This is a genomic window from Aurantimonas sp. A3-2-R12 (genome assembly GCF_036016755.1).
Lineage (GTDB): Bacteria > Pseudomonadota > Alphaproteobacteria > Rhizobiales > Rhizobiaceae > Aurantimonas > Aurantimonas coralicida_A.
Map to the genome: position 1 here is coordinate 40113 of NZ_JAYXIH010000015.1, position 18828 is coordinate 58940.

Annotated in this window: 18 protein-coding genes; 11 read left to right on the forward strand and 7 right to left on the reverse strand. The window is 69.2% G+C overall.

Going from position 1 to position 18828, the window contains the following annotated elements; all coding sequences use genetic code 11:
* Position 1 precedes the first annotated feature (1 nt).
* Genes VSX60_RS09805 through VSX60_RS09840 form a run of 8 tightly spaced genes read left to right on the forward strand, consistent with a single transcriptional unit; the run spans position 2 to position 11002 of the window.
* Positions 2-1621: a hypothetical protein gene (locus VSX60_RS09805; protein ID WP_327623973.1), complete on the forward strand. Its 1620-nt coding sequence runs from the start codon at positions 2-4 to the stop codon at positions 1619-1621.
* The gene (locus tag VSX60_RS09810) at positions 1618-2307 is read left to right on the forward strand and encodes a fatty acid desaturase (RefSeq protein WP_327623974.1); all 690 of its coding nucleotides are present in this window, start codon (positions 1618-1620) and stop codon (positions 2305-2307) included. Before VSX60_RS09805 ends, VSX60_RS09810 begins: the two co-directional genes overlap by 4 nt.
* Before the next feature lie 6 nt (positions 2308-2313).
* Positions 2314-4068, forward strand: a complete 1755-nt coding sequence (asnB, locus tag VSX60_RS09815; RefSeq protein WP_327623975.1) for an asparagine synthase (glutamine-hydrolyzing) — start codon at positions 2314-2316, stop codon at positions 4066-4068.
* A gap of 20 nt (positions 4069-4088) precedes the next feature.
* A complete protein-coding gene (locus tag VSX60_RS09820) occupies positions 4089-5129 on the forward strand; it encodes a Gfo/Idh/MocA family protein (protein WP_327623976.1) in 1041 nt (346 codons plus the stop codon).
* Positions 5126-5977: an ROK family protein gene (locus VSX60_RS09825; protein WP_327623977.1), complete on the forward strand. Its 852-nt coding sequence runs from the start codon at positions 5126-5128 to the stop codon at positions 5975-5977. Before VSX60_RS09820 ends, VSX60_RS09825 begins: the two co-directional genes overlap by 4 nt.
* A gap of 50 nt (positions 5978-6027) precedes the next feature.
* Entirely contained in the window at positions 6028-7248 is a 1221-nt protein-coding gene (locus VSX60_RS09830) for a DegT/DnrJ/EryC1/StrS family aminotransferase (RefSeq protein WP_327623978.1), read from the forward strand.
* 5 nt (positions 7249-7253) lie between these two features.
* The gene (locus VSX60_RS09835) at positions 7254-8708 is read left to right on the forward strand and encodes an AMP-binding protein (protein WP_327623979.1); all 1455 of its coding nucleotides are present in this window, start codon (positions 7254-7256) and stop codon (positions 8706-8708) included.
* On the forward strand, positions 8705-11002 hold the full coding sequence (locus VSX60_RS09840) for a bis-aminopropyl spermidine synthase family protein (protein ID WP_327623980.1): 2298 nt from the start codon (positions 8705-8707) through the stop codon (positions 11000-11002). The genes VSX60_RS09835 and VSX60_RS09840 overlap by 4 nt, the downstream gene beginning before the upstream one ends.
* A 33-nt stretch (positions 11003-11035) precedes the next feature.
* Here the strand turns inward: VSX60_RS09840 and VSX60_RS09845 are convergent, their stop codons facing one another.
* Genes VSX60_RS09845 through VSX60_RS09855 form a run of 3 tightly spaced genes read right to left on the reverse strand, consistent with a single transcriptional unit; the run spans position 11036 to position 12802 of the window.
* Entirely contained in the window at positions 11036-11737 is a 702-nt protein-coding gene (locus VSX60_RS09845) for a haloacid dehalogenase type II (protein ID WP_327623981.1), read from the reverse strand.
* 35 nt (positions 11738-11772) lie between these two features.
* Positions 11773-12192, reverse strand: a complete 420-nt coding sequence (locus tag VSX60_RS09850) for a hypothetical protein (protein WP_327623982.1) — start codon at positions 12190-12192, stop codon at positions 11773-11775.
* Between the two features lie 55 nt (positions 12193-12247).
* A complete protein-coding gene (locus tag VSX60_RS09855) occupies positions 12248-12802 on the reverse strand; it encodes a carboxymuconolactone decarboxylase family protein (RefSeq protein WP_327623983.1) in 555 nt (184 codons plus the stop codon).
* 197 nt (positions 12803-12999) lie between these two features.
* Here VSX60_RS09855 and VSX60_RS09860 point away from each other — a divergent pair, with 197 nt between their 5' ends.
* Positions 13000-13602, forward strand: a complete 603-nt coding sequence (locus tag VSX60_RS09860) for a TetR/AcrR family transcriptional regulator (RefSeq protein ID WP_327623985.1) — start codon at positions 13000-13002, stop codon at positions 13600-13602.
* A 23-nt stretch (positions 13603-13625) separates the two neighbouring features.
* Here VSX60_RS09860 and VSX60_RS09865 read toward each other — a convergent pair whose 3' ends face one another.
* Genes VSX60_RS09865 through VSX60_RS09875 form a run of 3 tightly spaced genes read right to left on the reverse strand, consistent with a single transcriptional unit; the run spans position 13626 to position 16033 of the window.
* Positions 13626-13922, reverse strand: a complete 297-nt coding sequence (locus VSX60_RS09865; protein WP_327623986.1) for an acyl carrier protein — start codon at positions 13920-13922, stop codon at positions 13626-13628.
* On the reverse strand, positions 13919-15667 hold the full coding sequence (locus VSX60_RS09870; RefSeq protein ID WP_327623987.1) for an HAD-IIIC family phosphatase: 1749 nt from the start codon (positions 15665-15667) through the stop codon (positions 13919-13921). Before VSX60_RS09870 ends, VSX60_RS09865 begins: the two co-directional genes overlap by 4 nt.
* 12 nt (positions 15668-15679) lie before the next feature.
* On the reverse strand, positions 15680-16033 hold the full coding sequence (locus tag VSX60_RS09875) for an S-adenosylmethionine decarboxylase family protein (RefSeq protein WP_327623988.1): 354 nt from the start codon (positions 16031-16033) through the stop codon (positions 15680-15682).
* A gap of 161 nt (positions 16034-16194) precedes the next feature.
* Between VSX60_RS09875 and VSX60_RS09880 the strand changes: the two genes are divergently transcribed.
* Together VSX60_RS09880 and VSX60_RS09885 are read left to right on the forward strand one after the other, a co-directional pair.
* On the forward strand, positions 16195-16719 hold the full coding sequence (locus VSX60_RS09880; RefSeq protein ID WP_327623989.1) for a GNAT family N-acetyltransferase: 525 nt from the start codon (positions 16195-16197) through the stop codon (positions 16717-16719).
* Between the two features lie 20 nt (positions 16720-16739).
* Complete coding sequence (locus VSX60_RS09885) at positions 16740-17966, forward strand: radical SAM protein (protein ID WP_327623990.1); 1227 nt, start codon at positions 16740-16742, stop codon at positions 17964-17966.
* Here VSX60_RS09885 and VSX60_RS09890 read toward each other — a convergent pair.
* Positions 17864-18730 (reverse strand): hypothetical protein, encoded by an 867-nt coding sequence (locus VSX60_RS09890; protein WP_327623991.1) that lies wholly within the window; start codon positions 18728-18730, stop codon positions 17864-17866. The two genes, VSX60_RS09885 and VSX60_RS09890, sit on opposite strands and share 103 nt — an antisense overlap.
* Between the last annotated feature and the right edge of the window lie 98 nt (positions 18731-18828).

Sequence of the window (18828 nt, forward strand, 5' to 3'; positions counted from 1 at the left end):
GATGCTTCAGGTCCTCTCGTCCGGTGCGCCCCGGGTCCGAAGCGAGAAGGTTACCGCGGACGACCCCGCCGTCTGCCATGCCATCGGCTCCGCCACGCGACCGATTGCTGAAGCCTACGCAAAGGCGACGGGGCGGATTCTTCGCCGCCTTTCATCGTCGGCCCCGCGCCGTTTTGACGACGGCGACGTGATCGTCGCGCTCGCAGACGATCTGACCGACGATATCGTGGACGCGGCGACAGCACCGGGAGCCGGCTCATTGGCCGGCTTCCTGGTCGGCCGCACCTTGGAGGAACTGAGCGCAAAGGCGGTCGCGAGCGCGACGGCGTTGCACAGGCCTTTGGGCGATGCGCCGTTTCGCCTCGACCTGTCCCCCCAGCTTCCCATCGGCATCGTCGAAACATCGGACTTCGCCCTGTGCGGTCGCGCGTCGGACAAGGCGCATTTGCGCCGGCTGCTCGGCCAGGGCGACAGTCTCGTCTCGGTGACCGGCCATGGCGATGGCATCGACGGCGATCTCGGGCCGCTCGTGCTGTGCCCGGTTGACGCGGCCTTCGCCGCCGAGGGCAGGCCCCGCATGCCGACCTGCCGGGTCTCCAATCATTGTCACCGTCTCCACGTCGCCGCTGAAACGGCGGCCTTCGCCGACGCGACCTTGCATCCCGCCGCCGTCGAGGCGCGGGCGATGATCTGGAACACCTGTGTCGGCTGGCCGTCCCGCGACGGCTTCATCGACCGGACCTATGGCGCCGGCTTGCGCCTCGCCGCCTCACCGGCGCTCGGCGCGCTGGTGACGACGGCCAGGATCGTCATCGCCTCACCGGTATCGATCGACCTTTTGGCCGGCGCGCTCTCGCGCGGCATGCCGATCGGGGAAGCGGTCGCTGCCCACAATCGCGCGCCCCAAGCCCTCGCATCCGGCCATCGGTTTGTGCTGTTCGGCGACCCCCTGCTGCGCATCGCGCCGAAGCCAGCATCGATCAACGGCACGGCAGCGTCCCCGCCACCGCGTCTTTCGCGGCTGCCTCACGCGCCTATCCCAGCCGACGCCCCGGACGGACCGGTGCTGGACGCCCTCGCCACGCTGGCATCGACGCGCAGCGATGAGGCCGCGCGCGCGGCGGCCTTCGCCTTTATGGCAGACGCCTTGGCCAAGGGCGCGCTCGAAGGCGTCTGGGTACGCGCGAGCAAAGCGTCGAAGCGCAGCAAGGTGCCCTGCCCCCATTGCGCGAGCCTTTCGACCCATCTCATGCTCGACGGATCGTCGAGCGTCGGGCAGCGACTCTTGACGATCTGCGGGCGCTGCGAGGTCGCCGCTGACACGCCGCCGGCGCCAGATTTCACAGCCCATCTCGACACCGCCGCCGTCTGGCGGTTGCGGGGCGAGCGTCCCCTGGCGAGCAACTGGCTCGGATCGCTGGTCGTCCGGCGCTGCGAGCCCTTCGCGACGATCGTCGAGCCGTGGCCGGCCGATGCCGCGGGGCGCCCCCGCACGAGCGTCGATTGCGGCCGGTTCCAAGGCGCAGCACCGATGACGCTCGCCGCCATGTTCTACGCGCGGCGACAACTATCGATCTTCTCGCGCCCGCTGCCAGCGAAGCCCGAGGATGTGGCCTCATGACCAACCCGTCCGACCCGCCCGTGGCCGTGTTCGCCCCCTCCTATGCGCTGTCGCTTGCCAAGCTCGTCGGCTTCCTCGCCGTGGTCATAGCGCTCGTTTGGGTTATCGGCACGCGCGACGGGCCGTTGCTGTTCGCGGCGACGCTGGGACTCGGCCTGATCTTCGCGCATGGCCTGGAATTGCAGCACGAGGCGCTGCACGGAATTCTCCTGCGCGGCGAAACCGCCAACCGCCTTGCCGGATCGCTGCTCGGCGCGCCGATGCTTGCAAGCTTCACCGACACCCGTGTCCGCCATCTCCATCACCACCGCCATGTCGCCGTCGGGCTTATCGTCACCGGCGGCATTCTCGCGCCGCGCCTCCTCGTCTTCGGATGGCTCGTCCCGGCCTTCCTCATCGCGCCGCCGCTGCACTTCCTGATGACCGCGCCGGAGCATCTCGGCCGCGATCCGGCGTCCCGCGATCTGACGGTAAACACCCGCTCCTATCGCGCGCCGGCGCTATGGAGCTATCTGGTCAATTACGACAACTACCATGTCGACCATCACCGCTATCCGGTCTTGCCGTTTCATCGCCTGCCCGCCGTTCATGCGCGGCGGATGGGCGAGCGTCCCGGCGGACCCGGCTATGGCGCCGCGCTCGGCGAGGTCGCGGCGGCGATCGCCGCCTGCCGGCGAACGGGCTGACCCGGCATGTGCGCGATCGCGGGGTGCATCTCCTTCGTCGACGCGCCGGACTGCCGTGAACTGCTGGCGGCGATGCGCCATCGCGGCCCCGACGCGTGCCGCCAATTCGTGCACGGGAGGGTCGCGATCGGTGCCGCGCGCTTGGCCATCGTCGATGCCGAACATGGCGCGCAGCCGATGCGGGACCCCGAAAGCGGCACCGCCGTCGTCTTCAACGGCGAAATCACCAACGCGGCCGAACTCCGCGAGGAGCTGAGCCGGCGCGGCCATCGCTTCCGCGGCCGTTGCGACACGGAAGTCGTGCTCGCCGCCTTCGTCGCCTGGGGCGAGGCCGCGGCGGATCGGCTCACCGGCATGTTCGCGATCGCCGTGAGATTTCCCGATCGCCTGCTGCTGCTTCGCGACCGACACGGCATCAAACCACTCGCCTTCCATTGCGACGCATGCGGCGACCGCTTTCTCTTTGCCTCCGAGGCGAAAGCGATCGCCGCCGTCCTGCCGCAGCCGCCACGCCTCGACCTGACGACCCTTGCGGATTTCGCGGTTCTCGGAACGCCGATCGACGGCGCCACCTTCTTCGAAATCATCACCGAACTGCGTCCGGGTCACATGATGGCGGTGACCTGGCAGGACCGCGTCCGCACCGGACCGCAGCGGACCTTTGCCGGTTCGGCACGGGCCGCCACGGCAACCCCGGCGGCAAGGGTAAGGGAAGCGCAAGCGGACGAACGCTTCGAAGCCGCTCTGATCGCGGCGGTTCGCCGGCATTGCGTCGCCGACACGGAGATCGTCGTCAGCCTATCCGGCGGGCTCGACTCCGCGGTACTGGCGCTGGTCGTGGCGGAGCTGGCCGGTCGCCCGCCACGGACCTTCACCGTTGCCGAGAATGCGGATCATCCGGATGCGGTCGCCGCCGAAAGGCTTGCCCGATCGCTCGGCGCCGAGCATGAATTCCTCGCTGTGTCGTTCGACGCGTTTCTGGCGGCGATCCCGGCGACGCTCCGCGCCGTGGAACAACCCGATCTCGCCGCCGGGCCGCTCTTCGCGCTGCTCTGCCATCGGATCGGCCGCACGGCTCGCTGCTGCCTGAATGGCGAGGGCGCCGACGAACTCATGGGGGGCTATGCGGCTTACCGGACACCGGAACGGTCGCTCGCTACCATGGAAGCCGCGCTTCGACGCGTGCGCCGGGCCGGGCTGACGCCGCGCGACGGCGTGCTCACCCGGATCGAGGCGCTGCGAGCGGCGGACAGCAGCGGCGGCCTGCGCGATGCCCTTCTTGCCCACGATCGCGCCGATCCGCTGGAGCGCGGCCATCTGCAGCCGGTCGACCGGCTCTCCATGGCCGCCTCGGTCGAAATGCGGGTTCCCTATCTCGACGACGATCTCGGGCAACTGCTGGAGACCCTGCCGCCCTCGGTGGTCGTCGGCCCGCCCGGCGCGTCCGGCAAGACGATCCTGCGTCGCTTCGCGGCCCGCCGCTACGGCGAGCGCGCCCACGCCATCGTCACACGACCGAAGCTGATGATGCCGGACGCCGCGCGCGGTCACCTCACACGGTTTCGTGGACTGTGTGAGCGCGCCATCCCCGATCGCGCTCTCCGCTCCTCCGAATTCGGCGGCCTTTTCGACGCCAGATCGGATCTAGTGCTGTTCGAGGTCTTCCGCCATCAGGTCTTCACCAAGGGCGAACCGCCCGACCTCTGGGAGGTCATGGCGGAGATGGCGGGGCGGCCCGAAGCGGTGCTGGCGACCCTGTGAGCACGCCGGCTCCTCTTCGAATGGGTTTCTGCGGCGCCGGCTGGGTGGTGCGCAATTGCTACCGACCGGCGCTGGAAGCCCTCGGCGGCCGGATCGCCGTCGCGGCGGTGCTCGAACCCGATTCGGCGGCGCAAGCGACGGTCCGAGACCTGTTTCCCGAGGCCGTGTTGGTGTCGACGCGCGAGGCTCTGTTGGCGGCGCCGGTCGAGGCCATCGTCGTCGCTTCGCCGAACCCTTGCCATGTCGACGACACGGAAGCGTTTCTCTCGGCCGGCCTCGCCTGTCTCGTGGAAAAACCGGTGCTGCGTGGCATCGCCGACCGGGCGCGCCTGACAGCCGCCGGCCGTCGCGGTAGAGCAGCGCTTGCCGCCGGGGTCGCCTGCCGCCACCGCGCCGACGCCCGACGCTGGCTGGACGGTGCGGCGACGATCGGCCCGCTCCGGCGTCTCGACCTGACCTGGCATCGCCATCGCGGCGTCCCGGCGACCGCCTGGCACTTGGCGGACTCGCCCGGCTGGACCGGCGTTTTCGCCGATCTCGGCTCGCACCTTGTCGATCTGGCCGGCGCCGCGCTTGGCTGGCGCACCGACGGGCTGGACATCCGTTTCGCGCGCCAATCCCGCACGGGACACGCCGCGCCCGCGGCGTGGTACGACGGAACAACGCCTAAGGTCTCGCCAAGCGTCACCTGCGTCGCCGACCGGTTCGAGGCGGAGTTGCGCGTCGCGGACTGCGTCGTTCATCTCTCGGTTCGATGGCTCGACGACACGCCGGGCGACGTGGTTCGGCTCGACGCAATCGGCGACGACGGCGCCTGCCGGCTCCACGGCCTGTTCGGTTTCTCGATCGAGCGCCGGACCCCGCATCAGCGCGTCACCCTGCGGCGACGCGGCAAGGGGCCGGAGATCGACGATTTCACGCCCGGGCCGGCTCTTCATGTGGAGGGTTTCGTGGCAATGCTCGACGTATTTCACCACCGCGCCGCCGCCGGATGGCGAGAGGAACCAGACCTCGCCTTTGCAGCCAGACTCGGCGATGCGATCGAAACGGCGCTTCGATGAGCGCACTCCTCGCCGTCGACCTTGGCGGGACGTTTTTGCGGGCGGCGCTGGTCGGCCCGAACGACGATATCCGCCGTCGGATCGGCACGATCCCGACACCGCCTCGGGCGACGGACTGTGCCCGCACGATCGCCGACGCATGGGAAGCGGCCGGGCGGCCGGAGCGCGTCGCCGTCGCGGCGGCGCCCCATTGCGACGCGGCGGGTCGGGTGGTCCGCTGGCCGAACCGTCCAGCTTATGAGGGCGAGGCGATCCTTCCCCCCGATCTTCTGGGCCGAATCGACATTCGCATCCTCGACGACGCGGCGGCCGCCGCCCTCGCCGCGCATCCGATGGGCACGCCGGACACGGCGCGCGAGACCACGGTCGCCATCGCGATCGGCACCGGGATCGGCGGTGGCGCGGTTGTCGACAGCCGCCTCCTGACCGGCCGAAGCGGCGCGGCGATGGCGGTCGGGCATATCAAGGTTCCCGCCGCCAGCGGTCTCGTCTGCGCCTGCGGCGAGGTCGGCTGCCTGCAGGCCGCGGCGTCCGGCCGGGCCTTGCGCCGCATGCTGGGCAAGTCGGATGCGGAAGCCTTCGACATCTTCGCGCTTCCAGCATCGATCCGCGATCCGGTTCTGGACCGCGCGGCCGATGCTGTCGCCGAGGCATTGGCGATCCTCGCCCGGGTGTTCGATCCACACAGGCTCACCATTTGCGGCGGCCTCGGCCTGTCGCCCTTCTTCGATCTCTGCGCCAAACGGTTCACCACCAGCGGCGGATTGCCGCCACCGGTCCGGCATCCACACGGCGTCGATGCCGCGCTCATCGGCGCCGCCCGCGCGGCATTTCGATCACTCGCTTGACGCGCGCAGCTACCTCCATAATACTACTTAAAGTTACATTCGAGGTATCGATGCACGCCGATTTCGCCTCCCGCATTCCGGCCTGGCCCCGCTTCGAGGAAGCGGACGAAGCCGCGATGATCGATGTGCTGCGGTCGCGGCGCTGGTGGCGCGGCAATGGCGATGTCGGCGACCGATTCGAGACGGCTTTCGCCGAGTTTCTGGGTGTGGACCATGTCCGCGCCGTCTCCCATGGCACGGCGGCGCTGGAACTCGCGCTCGCCGCCCTCGGAATCGGCGCCGGCGACGAGGTCATCGTGCCGGCCACGACCTTTATCGCCACGGCCTCAGCGGTCCTCAGACTCGGCGCCTGGCCGATTCCCGTCGATGTCGAGCCGGACACGCTCAATATCGACGTGGCGCTGATCGAAGCGGCGATCGGGCCGCGCACCCGCGCCATCGTGCCGGTGCATATGGCCGGTCAGGCGGCGGAAATGCTCGAGATCATGGCGATCGCCCGCCGCCACGGCCTGTCGGTCGTCGAGGACGCCGCCCATGCCCATGGCGCCCGCGCCTTCGGTCAGGCGCTCGGCGCGATCGGCGACGCGGCGATCGTCAGCTTCCAGTCCGGCAAGCTGATGACCTGCGGCGAAGGCGGCGCGCTGGTCACCAATCGCGCCGACATCGCGGCCGAGAGCTTCGCGCTGCATTCCTGCGGCCGGCCGAAGGGCGACACGGACTATCGGCATATGATGCCGGCCACCAACATGCGCCTGACCGAGTTTCAGACCGCCCTGCTCCTCGGCCAGCTTCGCCGCCTGCCGGACGAGATGGCGCGGCGCGACCTGATGGCGCCGTTCTTCGAGACGCAGCTCGCCGAGGCGGGTTTACGACCGCTGGCGACGCGCCCCTATGTCGAGCGGCACGGCCGCTACATGGTGCTGGCCTGGTTCGACCCGGCCGATTTCGGCGGCCGCGACGCGGGCGCGCTGTCAGCCGAATTGCGGGCGATGGGAATTCCGGCGTTTCGCTGTTTTCCGCCGGTACACCGGACTGAAATGTTCGCGCCCGGCGCGCTTCGCAGGCTTGCCGGCGTTACCGGCGCGCCGCCCGACTATGCCGCCTTGCCGACACCGGTCGCCGACGCAGCGGCCAAATCGGTCATCTGGTTCTCGCACACGCTGTTGCTCGGCGGCGAAGCGTTGCTCGCCGACATCGCGGCGGCACTCGCCTCGCTCGGAACCGTAGCACCGGCAGGCGCCGGGTCCGCCCGGTCCGCCATTCCGGCGTAACCCCGATGGGTCGCCCCGAGGTCGGCTTCACGGAATTGTCGGACGCTTTCAGCGAGACCCGTTTTGAGGAGAGTGACGGCGCGGTCGTCGGCTTCGCCAGCTTTCAGGCAGCGGCGGCACACGCGACGGCGGCGGCATTCGCGGCGGGCGAAACGCGCGGGCATCGGCTGGAACCCGGCGCCACGGTGCTCCTCGCCGAAGACACCGGACTGCCGCTCTTATCGAAAATCATCGGCCTCTGGGATGTTGGCGCCATCCCACTGGTTGCGCCGATCGGCGCAAGTCCGGCAAGCGAAACGTTGATGGACCAGACCGACTGGCGCTGGGAAGGCGAAGGGCTGGTGCGGCTCGGCGAACACGACTCAGCACGCGTCCGCCCCGAGGGCGCCGACTCGCTCGCGATTATCCATCTGACGTCGGGGTCGACCGGCGCGCCGAAGCTTGCGCCCCGCGGCGTCACGAGCCTCCTCGACGAAGCATCACGCTACCGCGCTCGCTACGGTTTCAGGCCGGGCGACCGCGCGCTCGTCGCCGCGCCGATCGGCCATTCCTTCGGCTTCGGCGCGCTGCTGGGGCTGGCCGCGTCGGGCGCGATCATCCGTGTTCCGTCGGTGTTCAACGCCCGCCGGCTGGCGCGCGCGCTCCTCGCCGGTTGCTACGCGGTCATTATCCTCACCGCCCCGATGGCGCGACTGCTCGTCGCGGCCGCCCGCCGGAGCGACGCGCCAGCCGCTCCCGCGTTGCGGCTAGCGATTGCCGGGGCCGGCCCCGTCTCCGATGCCCTGTCGGCGAATTTCGCGGCGATGTTCGGCTGCCCGCTCGGCCGCAATTACGGCTGCAGCGAAACCGGCGCGACATTCGGAGACGCGGCGGCGCTGCCCGAAGGCGTCATCGGCCGGCCCTTCGACGGCGTTCGTGTCCTCAGCCCGTCCGGCGGCGAGACTGCCGAACTCGTCCTCGACCTCGGCCACGCGGTCCTCGCCAACACGGAGCGGCCGCTTTCCATCTGGCGGAGCGGCGACAACGCCCGCCGCCTGCCGGACGGGACGATCCGCCTGCTCGGCCGGCGCGACGCCCGATTGAAGGTCAATGGCCAGACGATCGACGCTGACAGCCTGACCAAGGCCGTCGGCACCGTGCCGGGGGTCAGCGACGCGGTCACCCTCGTTCTCCAGGCGCCGTCGGCGGCCGACCGCGACTATCTGGCGTTGGTCTGCGAGGGCGATGGGATCGCGCCCGATCAGCTGACGGCGGCGGTCGCCGAGCGGGGCGGGCCGATGCCGCAAGCGATCGCGACGCTCAAGCGCTTTCCCCGCACCGCCGCCGGCAAGCCGGATCGCGCGGCGCTCGCAGCGGCGGTGGTCTCGGGCAAGGCGCGGCGGATCGCGTGCCCGTCCGCCGAGCACCGCCAGCCGAACGCCCGCTTGCCGGATGACCCCGTACCGGCCGGGATCAAATGACCGGCACCGACGCCGCGGCGCCGAGCCCGCCCGGCGCGACGGCGCTGCTGCTGCCGCATTTTTCGCCGGCCCCCGACGGCGTGCGGACCGTCGGGGGCCGGATCGTGCGGCTAAATCCCGACAGGACGGCATTCGCCGCAAAGCTGGTGGTCGAAACACTGCTCGACGATCTGCCCGACACAGAGGCCGGCGCCGATCGCGTCCTTGCCGATCTCGTCCGAAGCGGCCTCGCCATCATCCTGCCGCCGCCGGTCGAAGCGGCCCCTCCCGCCGGCATCGATCTCATCCTATCGCCGCATGTCGACGACGCGGCGCTGTCGCTCGGCGGCACGCTCGCCCACCAGCGCGGCGACGGACGGCGCCGCGTCGTCTGCAACATCTTCTCCGACCAAGCCTATCAGAGCGGGCTGCGGGCACCGGCCGCCGCGCGTGCCGCGCTCGCCAGGGCGGAGGACCGGCTGGCCGGACGCATTCTTGGCTATGAGATCCGCGACTGGAGCCTTGCCGGCGCGCAGGACCGCCACCGCCTGCCGCTCAGCCGCACGCTCGGCTGGACGGAGGCAAGCGTCCGGGCCGAGCCGACGTTTTGCCGGGAGATCGCCGACCTCGCGGCGCGCATTCTGGACCTCGTTGCAGCGGAGCCTGCGACGGGCAATATCCGGCTGTTCGCACCGGCCGGCATCGGCGGACATCTCGACCATATGCTGGTCCGGCTTGCCGTTGGCGACCTCCTCGCCGACGGCGCGCTCGACCCCGAGACGACGCAATTCTACGAGGATCTGCCCTACGCGGCGGCCAGCATGCCCGGCCCGAACGCGCCGACCGGCTTCGCCCCGGCGCTCCGTGCATTGGACCCTCCTGCCCTCGCCGCCAAGCTCGCCGCGCTGCAGGTCTTCCAGACTCGGCTGCGCGGCCCGCAGATCGCGCTGTGCGGCCGGCACGCGGTTCTCATCGCGGGCGAAAACGGCGCGGCGGAACGGGTTTTTTCGCCATTGCGGCACACGGAGACACGCCGCAGCGATGGACAGAAACGCCGCGCTCGGCTCTATGGCCCCATGACCTGTGACGATCACCCCCGCGCCGATCCGAACCCTCCCGCCGGCGACCTCCTCGCCGATGTCGCCAAGGCGACGAGCTTGCGCGAAGGCCGCGAGGGCGTCGCCACAATTCTGCGCATCGTGGCAAGCGACGGCCCGCTGGCGCTGCGCGATCTGGCGCGGCTGGTGCGCATGCCGCTGCCCGTCGTCAGCGCCATCCGCCGCGAGCTGGAAACCCTGAAGCTTCTGGAGCGCGGCCACGGCGTCGCGCTGTCCGACTCCGGACGCCTCTTCGCCCGCGAACAGCTCGGCCTCGAAGCACTGCAACCCGAACCCGCCGCGCCCGGCCGCTCGCCCCGTCCGCAGCGTCCGGCGAACGATGCCGGCGACACGCTCGATCCAATCCTCGCGCCGCTGCTGCCGGCGATGGAGGCCCATCTCGCCGACGGGCCGAAGGTGGACGTCACGCTCGACCAGGCGCCCTGCACCGCCGAAACGGCGCTCCGGCGCGCTTTCGCCATGCATCAGGCGGGCGCTCTCGCCGGCCGGCGCATTCTCCTGATCGGCGACGACGATTCCCTGTCGATCGCCATCGGCCTCGTCGCCGGCGCGCTCTCCGCCCCACCCCGCCGGCTGACCGTGCTGGAGATCGACCCCGACCGCCTTGCCCATCTGGAGCGAGGCGCCACGCGCCACGAGTTCGCCTTCGAGCGGATCGCCCACGACATGCGCGAGCCGATGCCGGAGGCGCTGCAAGGCGGCTTCGACGTGCTGGCGACCGACCCGCCCTATACGCTGCCCGGCATGGCGCTGTTCGTTGCGCGCGGCATCGAGGCGCTGGCGGCCGGCCCCGGCCTGCCGGTGTTTTTATCCTATGCCGATCTCGGCCCCAACGACCGGCTCGACCTGCAGGCGCGGCTGACCGAACTCGGCCTGGCGGTGCTCCGCATGCGCCCGTCCTTCAACCGCTATGGCGGCGCGTCGATCCTCGGCTCGGTCGGGCAGCTGATCGAGTTGTCGACCACCAGCCGCACGGCCTCGCCGCTCGCCGGCCAGCGCTTCGACGGCGCGATCTATACCGGCGAAATCCGCCCGCGCCTGCGCCGCTATCGCTGCAAGGCCTGCGCTGCGCTGGTGCCGGTCGGCGCGGATCAGGCTGTCACCACCATCGAGGCGCTGAAAGAAGCCGGCTGCCCGCAATGCGGCGCGAAAACCTTCGAGCGCCAGCGCGGCGGCAAGAAGGGCCGCGGCGGGTAGGTTGGTGCGAGCGTGGCTGGCTCCCAAGACGCGCTATCGGGATACTTGCCAGCGCTGGACGATCTGATCGGCAAGGTTGGTCAGGTCTGATGCGGCAAGATCAGGGGTCGGCACTTCGGCGGCAGGCAGAATAGCGTTGTGGGGACGGGTAATCAGTGCCCCCCGGCAGCCAGCCGCCTGGGCACCGATCGTATCCCACAGATGACAGGCGACGAGGCAAAGGTCCGAGGTCTCCACGTCCAAGTTCTCTGCTACCAGACGATATGTTTCGGGTGCCGGCTTGAATTTGCGAACCGCCTCGACGCTGAAGGAGCGTTCGAAGAATTCTCCAAGCCCGGCACGTTCGAGCGGCGTGGGAGAGCCCCCGCTTGCCGAATTCGTCAGGGTCACCAGACGGAAGCCTGCATCGCGGAGTCGGCTCAGCGCCGGCAGGGCGTCGGAATGCGCGGGCATCGTGCCCATCCGCTCCGTCAACTCGTCGATGTCAGCGTCCGCAATGGGCACGCCCCGGATCGTCCCGACCATGTGCAAGGTCCCGACCGCCAGCGCGCCGAATGGTGTGTAGAGGCCGGAGAGCGTCATCGTCTGCGAATAGAGGATGAGTTGCGCGAACCACTCCCTCAGAACGGCACCGTCGCCGAAGAGGCGCGCGAACAGGGGCTCGAGAGTGGTGATATCGAGAAGCGTCTCGTTCACGTCGAACACGATGATCGAAGCGGGATTGTCGTCGCGCATGGAGTTTTCCTTTCAATTTGACGGGTGCGAGGCGGCTACCGTCCGGCCGCTTTCCGGTCACCCTTCAGCCATTTGATCGCATCCGGATAGTCGAAGACCAACGACACCACATTGGTCGCGAGCAGGACCCACAGATACGCATCATGAACACCCACCGCCTGGGGCCGGGCGAGGATCAGAAGCAGGACCAGCAAGGTCCACGGAATGAGATGCGGCAACGCCATCAATTTGGAGAAGCCGCGGTCGTGCAGGATCACCGGCAGATTGAGCAGCATCGCGATATTGGCCAGGAGCGCGATCCAGACGCCCATCGGCTCGCTCAGGAAAAACAGGCTGACCATGTTGATCGGGGCCAGCCAGACTCCCACCCAGATCTGCACCCATCCGGGCAGCGATCTGTAAGACTGCCAGATATCGGCGAACAAAGCGCCTCGAGCGTCGGTCATATGCGCCATGGTGGTCTCCTTCCTGGAATGGCGGCCGCGCACCCTGCGCGACCGCCCGGCTCGATTATGCCGCCTGCGGCCACGCGAACTTCTGCATCGGCTTGTCCACCGGCGTATCGGCGAGATGGTTGGTGTAGTTCGACATTACCTTCTGCGAATAGCCGAGGATCACCTCGAGGATATTTCGCTTGGTGAAGCCCGCGTCGAGAAACGCCTGCACCTTGCTGTCGTCGACGTTGCCGCGGTCGCGCACGACGCTGAGCGTGAAGTCCCGCAGCGCTTCAAGCCGCGCGTTCGGCAGGGGCGTCTTGTTGCGCAGCGCGTCGCTGATCGCATCGTCCACGCCCATGTTCTTGGCGATGCCCGTATGGGCGGGAACACAGTAGTGACAGGCATTCTCGACATTGACCGTCTGCCAGACCACGGTGAGCTCGTCCTTGTCGAAGCTGGAGTTCACGAACAGCTCGTGGACCTTCTGGTAGGCCTCCAGCAGGCCGGGCGCCTCGGCCATGACCGCGTGCAGCCCCGGGATCCGGCCGAAGGCGGCCTTCGATTTGGCGAGCAGCGGCTTGCTGTCGTCGGGGGCGGTGGTCTCGTCGTGCAAGGTGAAGTCGGTCATCATCATCTCCTGGTTCATGATCGCGTTGTGCCCGTGGATGGAACGAGAGCCCTGTCGTTGGACCCTTGATCGGGTCCGCTGCAGATAATCGGTATTTGAGTGATTACTCAATAGAAAATTGAGCGATCACTCAAACTTGATGAATGACTGCACGACAGCCCGCGACAAGAACGGAAAACGGCCTTATCTAGCAAACCATGACACGCGCACGACCCTATGACCGCGAGACCGCACTTGATGCGGCGCTGAACCTTTTCTGGACGAAGGGCTATCACGCCACGTCGCTCAAGGACCTCGAGGCCGCCCTGACGATGAAGCCGGGCAGCATCTACGCGGCCTTCTCAAGCAAAGAAGCGCTCTACCTCTCTGCGCTCGAACGGTATTTCCTCCGGAACCGAGACGCCTTCCGGGCGACGGTCGACGCGGCGGCCTCGCCGCTTCAAGGGCTGGCCGATCATCTGCGGAAGCTGGGTGGGACGCTTGAGGGCGATTCGGAGTGCCGCGCCTGCATGCTGGTCAAGACGCTGCTCGACACGACGGCATCGGAAGCCACGATCGCGGCGGCGGCGCGGCGCTATCTCGATGCGCTAAGGGCGGAGTTCGCCGCTACTTTCGAGCGCGCGAAATCGAGCGGCGAGCTTCCCGCCGATGCCGATTGCGACCGGCTGGCGCGGCGCTATCAGCTGGACATCGCCTCGCTCCGGATCGAGGCCCATCGCGGCACCGATCCGGGCGAACTGGCTACCCTCGCCGAGGATATGGCGCGGGCACTGGAGCAACTGCGCCTTCGGCCGAATTGATCCCGGCAGCGCGCCGCCGTCCTCTAGCGGCCTGCTGCGTCGGGCAAACGATCTATCCCGACGGCCCGGGCCAGCGCCGGGACGCCGTCGATCGCCTCGATCTCGGCCATGGTCAGCCGGATGCCGAATTCGGCCTCCAGCGCGAAGACGATCCGCACCAGGGCAAAGGAATCCCAAGCCGCGACCTCCTCAGTGCGGGTCGCGGGCGTGATCGCCCCCTTATCGACGCCGAGCACCTCGGCAACGATCGCGGCGACGCGGGATTCGATGTCGCTGTCGGTCATGATCGTCACGATTGCCTCGTCCCTCGTCTCAGTCATGATGCCTCGCCGTCGCTCGTGTCCGTCATGATCCCGCGCGCCCCGTCGACGATCGTCAGCCCCGTGGGAGCCGCCACGCCAGGCGCCTCGGCCGCCGGGTCGAGGTCGAGCACCCAGCGGTTACCCTCTTGGCCGAACCCGGCCTCGGCGAAGAGGCCCCGCGCCGGGCGGTTGCGTTCCATCGTCTCGACCGTCCCAACGATGTGCCGCGCGCCCGCCGCCGCCGCGCGCCGGCTGAGCACGGCGAGCATCGCCGTCTCGACGCGCCGCTGCAATGCCCGGCAGGAAAGATAGAGATTGCGGATGACGAACGCGTCGCCGTCCCGATCGGCGAGAAGTAGCCCGACGATGCCGTGGGCGCCGAAGACATCGTCGAGCCGCACCAGAAAATCGAGGGAATTGCTTCGCCGGCTGAGTTCGATCTCGTTGGGCCGCTCGGCGGTGAGCACGAACTGGTTGACCCGCCGCGCCAGTTCCGCCGCGCGCGCCCGGCTGGCGGCATCGAGCGGCAGGATGGTGAGCCGGGTTTCGAGGCGTTCGAGGAACGCCGCCACGTCGGTCTCGGCCGCGCGCAGGCGTTCCACGTCCGCCCGCCGCTGGTAGTGCGCGGCGCGGGTTTCGGAGGGCACCGGCCGTTCTCCGGCGGCCAGCAGCGGATCGGCGAGAAGCATCGCCGCGAAGCCATCCGCGTCGGCGAAGCGCCGCACGTCCATCGCCGGAAACCGCGCCGCGACCCGCGCGCAATTGACCGGGTCGTCGTCAATGAGGAGCGTGTGCTCCGCCGCCAGAGCGAGCTGGTCGAGAAGGGCGGCGACCAGATCCGCCTTGTCGGCCCAGTCGGCCGCGAGGGCGGACAAGCGCGGAACGCCGGACGGCGCGTCATGGGCGAGATCGGCAAGCGCTTCCCGCGCGACGTCGGGATCGTTGCGGCTCGCCGCCGCAAGCACCAGACCGCGCGCCGCGAGGGCGACGAGCGCCGCCGCGTAAGTCGCGTGCAAGGCCAGATCGCCGGTTTCGCCGGCGACGCCGCGCCACAGCGTGTCGTCGAGATCGGTGATCAGCAGTTTTGGCGCGGTGCCCGCGATCCGGGCGGCAAAGCCGGCGGCGGTGTCGGCGATGGCGTCAGCGCCGCTCTGAGAGGGGATGGTGCCGAGGCTGGCGGCAAAGCGCTCATCGAACAGCGGCATGTTGTCGGCGAGTTCCGCCGCGACCGCACAGGCAAAGACGCCCGCGCCGGCGTCGCCCGTCCCGGCCGCATCGGTCTCGCCGATGATCGCGACCGGACATTGCAGTATTTCGGCGAGGCTGGCCGCGACCCGCGCGGTTTCGTCGTGAACGGCCCGGACAACCTGGGCTTCGCCGGTCGCAGCGATGGAGAGGATGGCGCCATCGAAACGCCCCTGCCCGATCTCCTCCCGCGCCCGGCCAGCGGCCTCGGCCAGCCCCTCGACCGTGACGGTCTCGAGGTCGAAGCCGGCGATCGCGAAGGCAAGCCGCAGCGCGTCGTCGATGGCGCGCGGCTGGTAGGAGGTGACGAGGAAGAGCCGCACCGGGCGCAGCGCGGCGCCGACGCCGGCCTCCCGGAGCAGGCTCGCGGCGCGGGCGGTGCCGAGACGATGACGCTCCTCGCGCAGGACCCGCGACAGGGCGCCGCGTCCCGCATCGGCCGCGCGGATGATGGCGCCAGCGTCGGGCGGTTCGGCGGTCGGCGCGAACGACCACCAGCCTTGGCTATCCCTCGGCATCGCGGTGAGCGGTCACGGCTGGAGCGGCTCGATCTGCCGGGTGACGTAGCTGCGCTCGACCAGCCCGTCCGGGCAAAGAAGCCGCGCGATCTCGTCGATCGTCGCGTCCTCGGACATGTCCGGATTGCACAGGAGCACGTCGACCAGCACCATTTTATATTCCGGCCAGGTGGTCAGCATGATGTGCGACTCGGCCAGGAACACCACCAGCGTGATGCCGTGCGGGACATAGCGCTGGGCATGCTCGCCGATGATCGTCGCGCCGCCGGCTTTCGCCCCGGCGAGCGCGGCGTCGCGCAGCGCCAACTCGTCCTCGATCGCGGCCGAACAGTCGCGCATGTCGGCGAGGACTTGGCGTATTCGCATGATTGCACCTTATGATTGCGAGGACGAATGTCGGCGCTGCCGTCGGCCCTGTTCAATTCGCTCGGCTCGCTATAGTCACGCGCCATGCGGGCCGCAACCCCGCGCCACCACCCGCGCGCGGCCGTCGCGCGGTCCCACTCGACGACCGGAGCGCCCCCGCCATGGCCGACCGCCCCTCTCCCCCAGCCGACCCGAGCGGCCTCGTCTTGCGCGATTTTCGCCTCTCGGATGTCGAGACGGTTGCCGGCTTCGAGGCCGCCATCGCCGTCAAATCCTTCGCCGACGAGGCGGTGACCGATCCGGCGCACTACCGCAAGAAGCTGACCAAGCTGATCAAATATGGCGGCGACTGGACCAAGGTGGCCGAGCAGGGCGGCCAACTCGTCGGCTGGGTCTGGGTCGCGCCGCGCCAGAACTTCATCACCGGCGACGCTTACGCCGACTTCCGCTCGATGTATGTCGACGGCGAGCGGGCCGGCCCCACCGCCGCGATCGCGCTCTTGCGCGCCGTCCTCGATCATTGCCGGGAGGCCGGCTACACACGCATCGTCGGACGCACCGCCAGCTCAAACGACGCGATGCGCGCGCTCTATCGGCTGGCCGGCTTCGAGGAGAAGCACATCGTCTACGAGATGGACATCGCGCCGAATTCCGGCCCCGATACGCCGGGACGCGCGCTGGACTGACATGTAACCCAAGGTTGCAGTTGATCGAGGCCCGTGCCATCCTGTCCGGCGACGACGGGAGGCCGGAGATGAAGCGGTTCCTCTACCACGACCTGATTGTCGCCGGGAACTGGTGCAACCTGAAGTGCAGCTATTGCACCAGCGTCGCCGACGCGGGCGATTTCGGCGAGGCGACCTCGGCGTCCGCCAGGCGACGCGGCGCGACGATCGCGATCCCCGATGTCGTGGCCATGCTCGACGGGCTTCGCCGTCATGTCGACGCACCGGTGATCAAGGTCAGCGGCGGTGAACTGTTCCTGCTCGTCAATGCCGCCGATCTCGTCGCCGAGCTTTCCGCGCGCTACGCCCATGTCCAGGTGCTGACCAACGGCACCGAACTGACGCCGGCGATCGTCGAGCGACTATCCAGCCTCGGCAATGTCGGATTCAATCTCTCACTCGACGGCCACACGCCGGAGATGAACGCCATGCGCTGGCGCTCGCCGCGGCTTGGCGAGAGGGTGATGACGGCGCTCGACGCGATCACGGCCACAGGCCGGCCGCTGGAGATCACCATGGTGGCCAGCGATGCCAACGCGGCGCATCTTTGCGACTTCCTAGCGTTCCTCGCGACGCTGCCCTGCCGGGTGGTGCTGATCCCGATTCCGGTGCGCGGCATCCATTCCGTCGGGCTGTTCGGTCTGGAAGCGCGGCGGGCCTTCGCGGACCTCCTGCGAAGCCTGCCCGGCGCGTTTGCCCCGGTGCTCGGCCCGGCTGCCTACTACCACCGGCTGGCGGATTTTCTCGATGGCGAGAACGGCGTTCGCCGTCATCGCTGCCATTTGACGGCCGCCGCCGTGCAATTGTTCGACACCGGCGCGATCACCCCCTGCCCGGTCGGCTGGACGGCCGAGGTCGCCAATGTCCGCCGCGACGGGATCGCCGCCGCGAGCGCGGTGATCGGCGAGCACAAGCTCTACGATCTGATGCAACGGGACCCGCCGCGGGTGCCGGTCTGCCGCAGCTGCTTCAGCCAGGCGGATGTCCTCAATCTCTATCTCGACGGCGCGATCGATCTTGCGGAACTGGCGGTCATGCCGCTCTTCGCCGCACCGGCTGCACGACAAAGGCTGGTCGAACTGAAGGCCGCCCGGACGCGAGCGCTTCAGGCGCGCGCCGATGCCCGCGCGGGCTTTGCATCGACGGTGGGATCGGAACCGGCCGGTTCCGGCGCGGCGTCAGTCGTGGCCGTCGCGGCCGAGCGATAGACCGCCGGGCTGGCCCCGACGGCCAGAAGCCGTGCCGCCGCGTCGATCGTGTCGCAGGTCGGCAGCAATGTCAGCGCCAGGCAGTCGGCGAGCCAGGGCGGGTGGGCGCCCTCACCGTCGTCGCGGCCGGTATCGCCCGCGACATGGCGGCAGAGTTCGTCGGCCCGTTGCCAGTCGCCCTCGTCGCAGGCGCGCAGCATCGCCGCGAACAGGGCCGGTCGGTCTACCAGCGCCGCGGCGAAATCGGCCAGCCGACGCAGCCGCTCCGCCCTGACGTCGAAAGTCATGCCGCCCGCCCTAGCGTTCTCGAACAGCGCCACGGCGGCGCCCGTCGCCGCGATCAATCCCTGCACGGTCCGGTTGCGCATCAGCCGATCGGCGAAGAACAGCCGGGTGCGCGGCGACAGACGGCGATCGGGGTCGGCGCGCCTGGCGACATGGCGCAGGTCGAGCGGCTCGAACACCAGGCTGGCGAACGTGTCGGGGATCGTGAAGGGCAGATAGACCAGCGCCAGCGCCATGCCGGCCAGTTCCGCCCCGGCGCCCGGCGCCGCCCGGGCAAGCCGTTCCGCGCAGTTCTCGAGACATGCCTCCCCGTCCAGCAGCAGATGCGCCAGGGCACCGGCATCGAAGCGCCCGCTGGCCAGCGCCTCGCAGGCGGCGGCGAGGACGCCGAGTTGCCGGCCGTCGCGCTCCGATATCAGATCCGAAAAGACATGACCCCGATCGACGATCTGCTGCTTGGCCGCGAATTCGCGCAGCATCGAACGGCCCCAGGCGCGCCGGAGGCGATCGGACTGAACCGCAATCATCGAACCCTAGGTCTCATGCCGTTACGCTATCTAAGGTTGTATATTGAAGC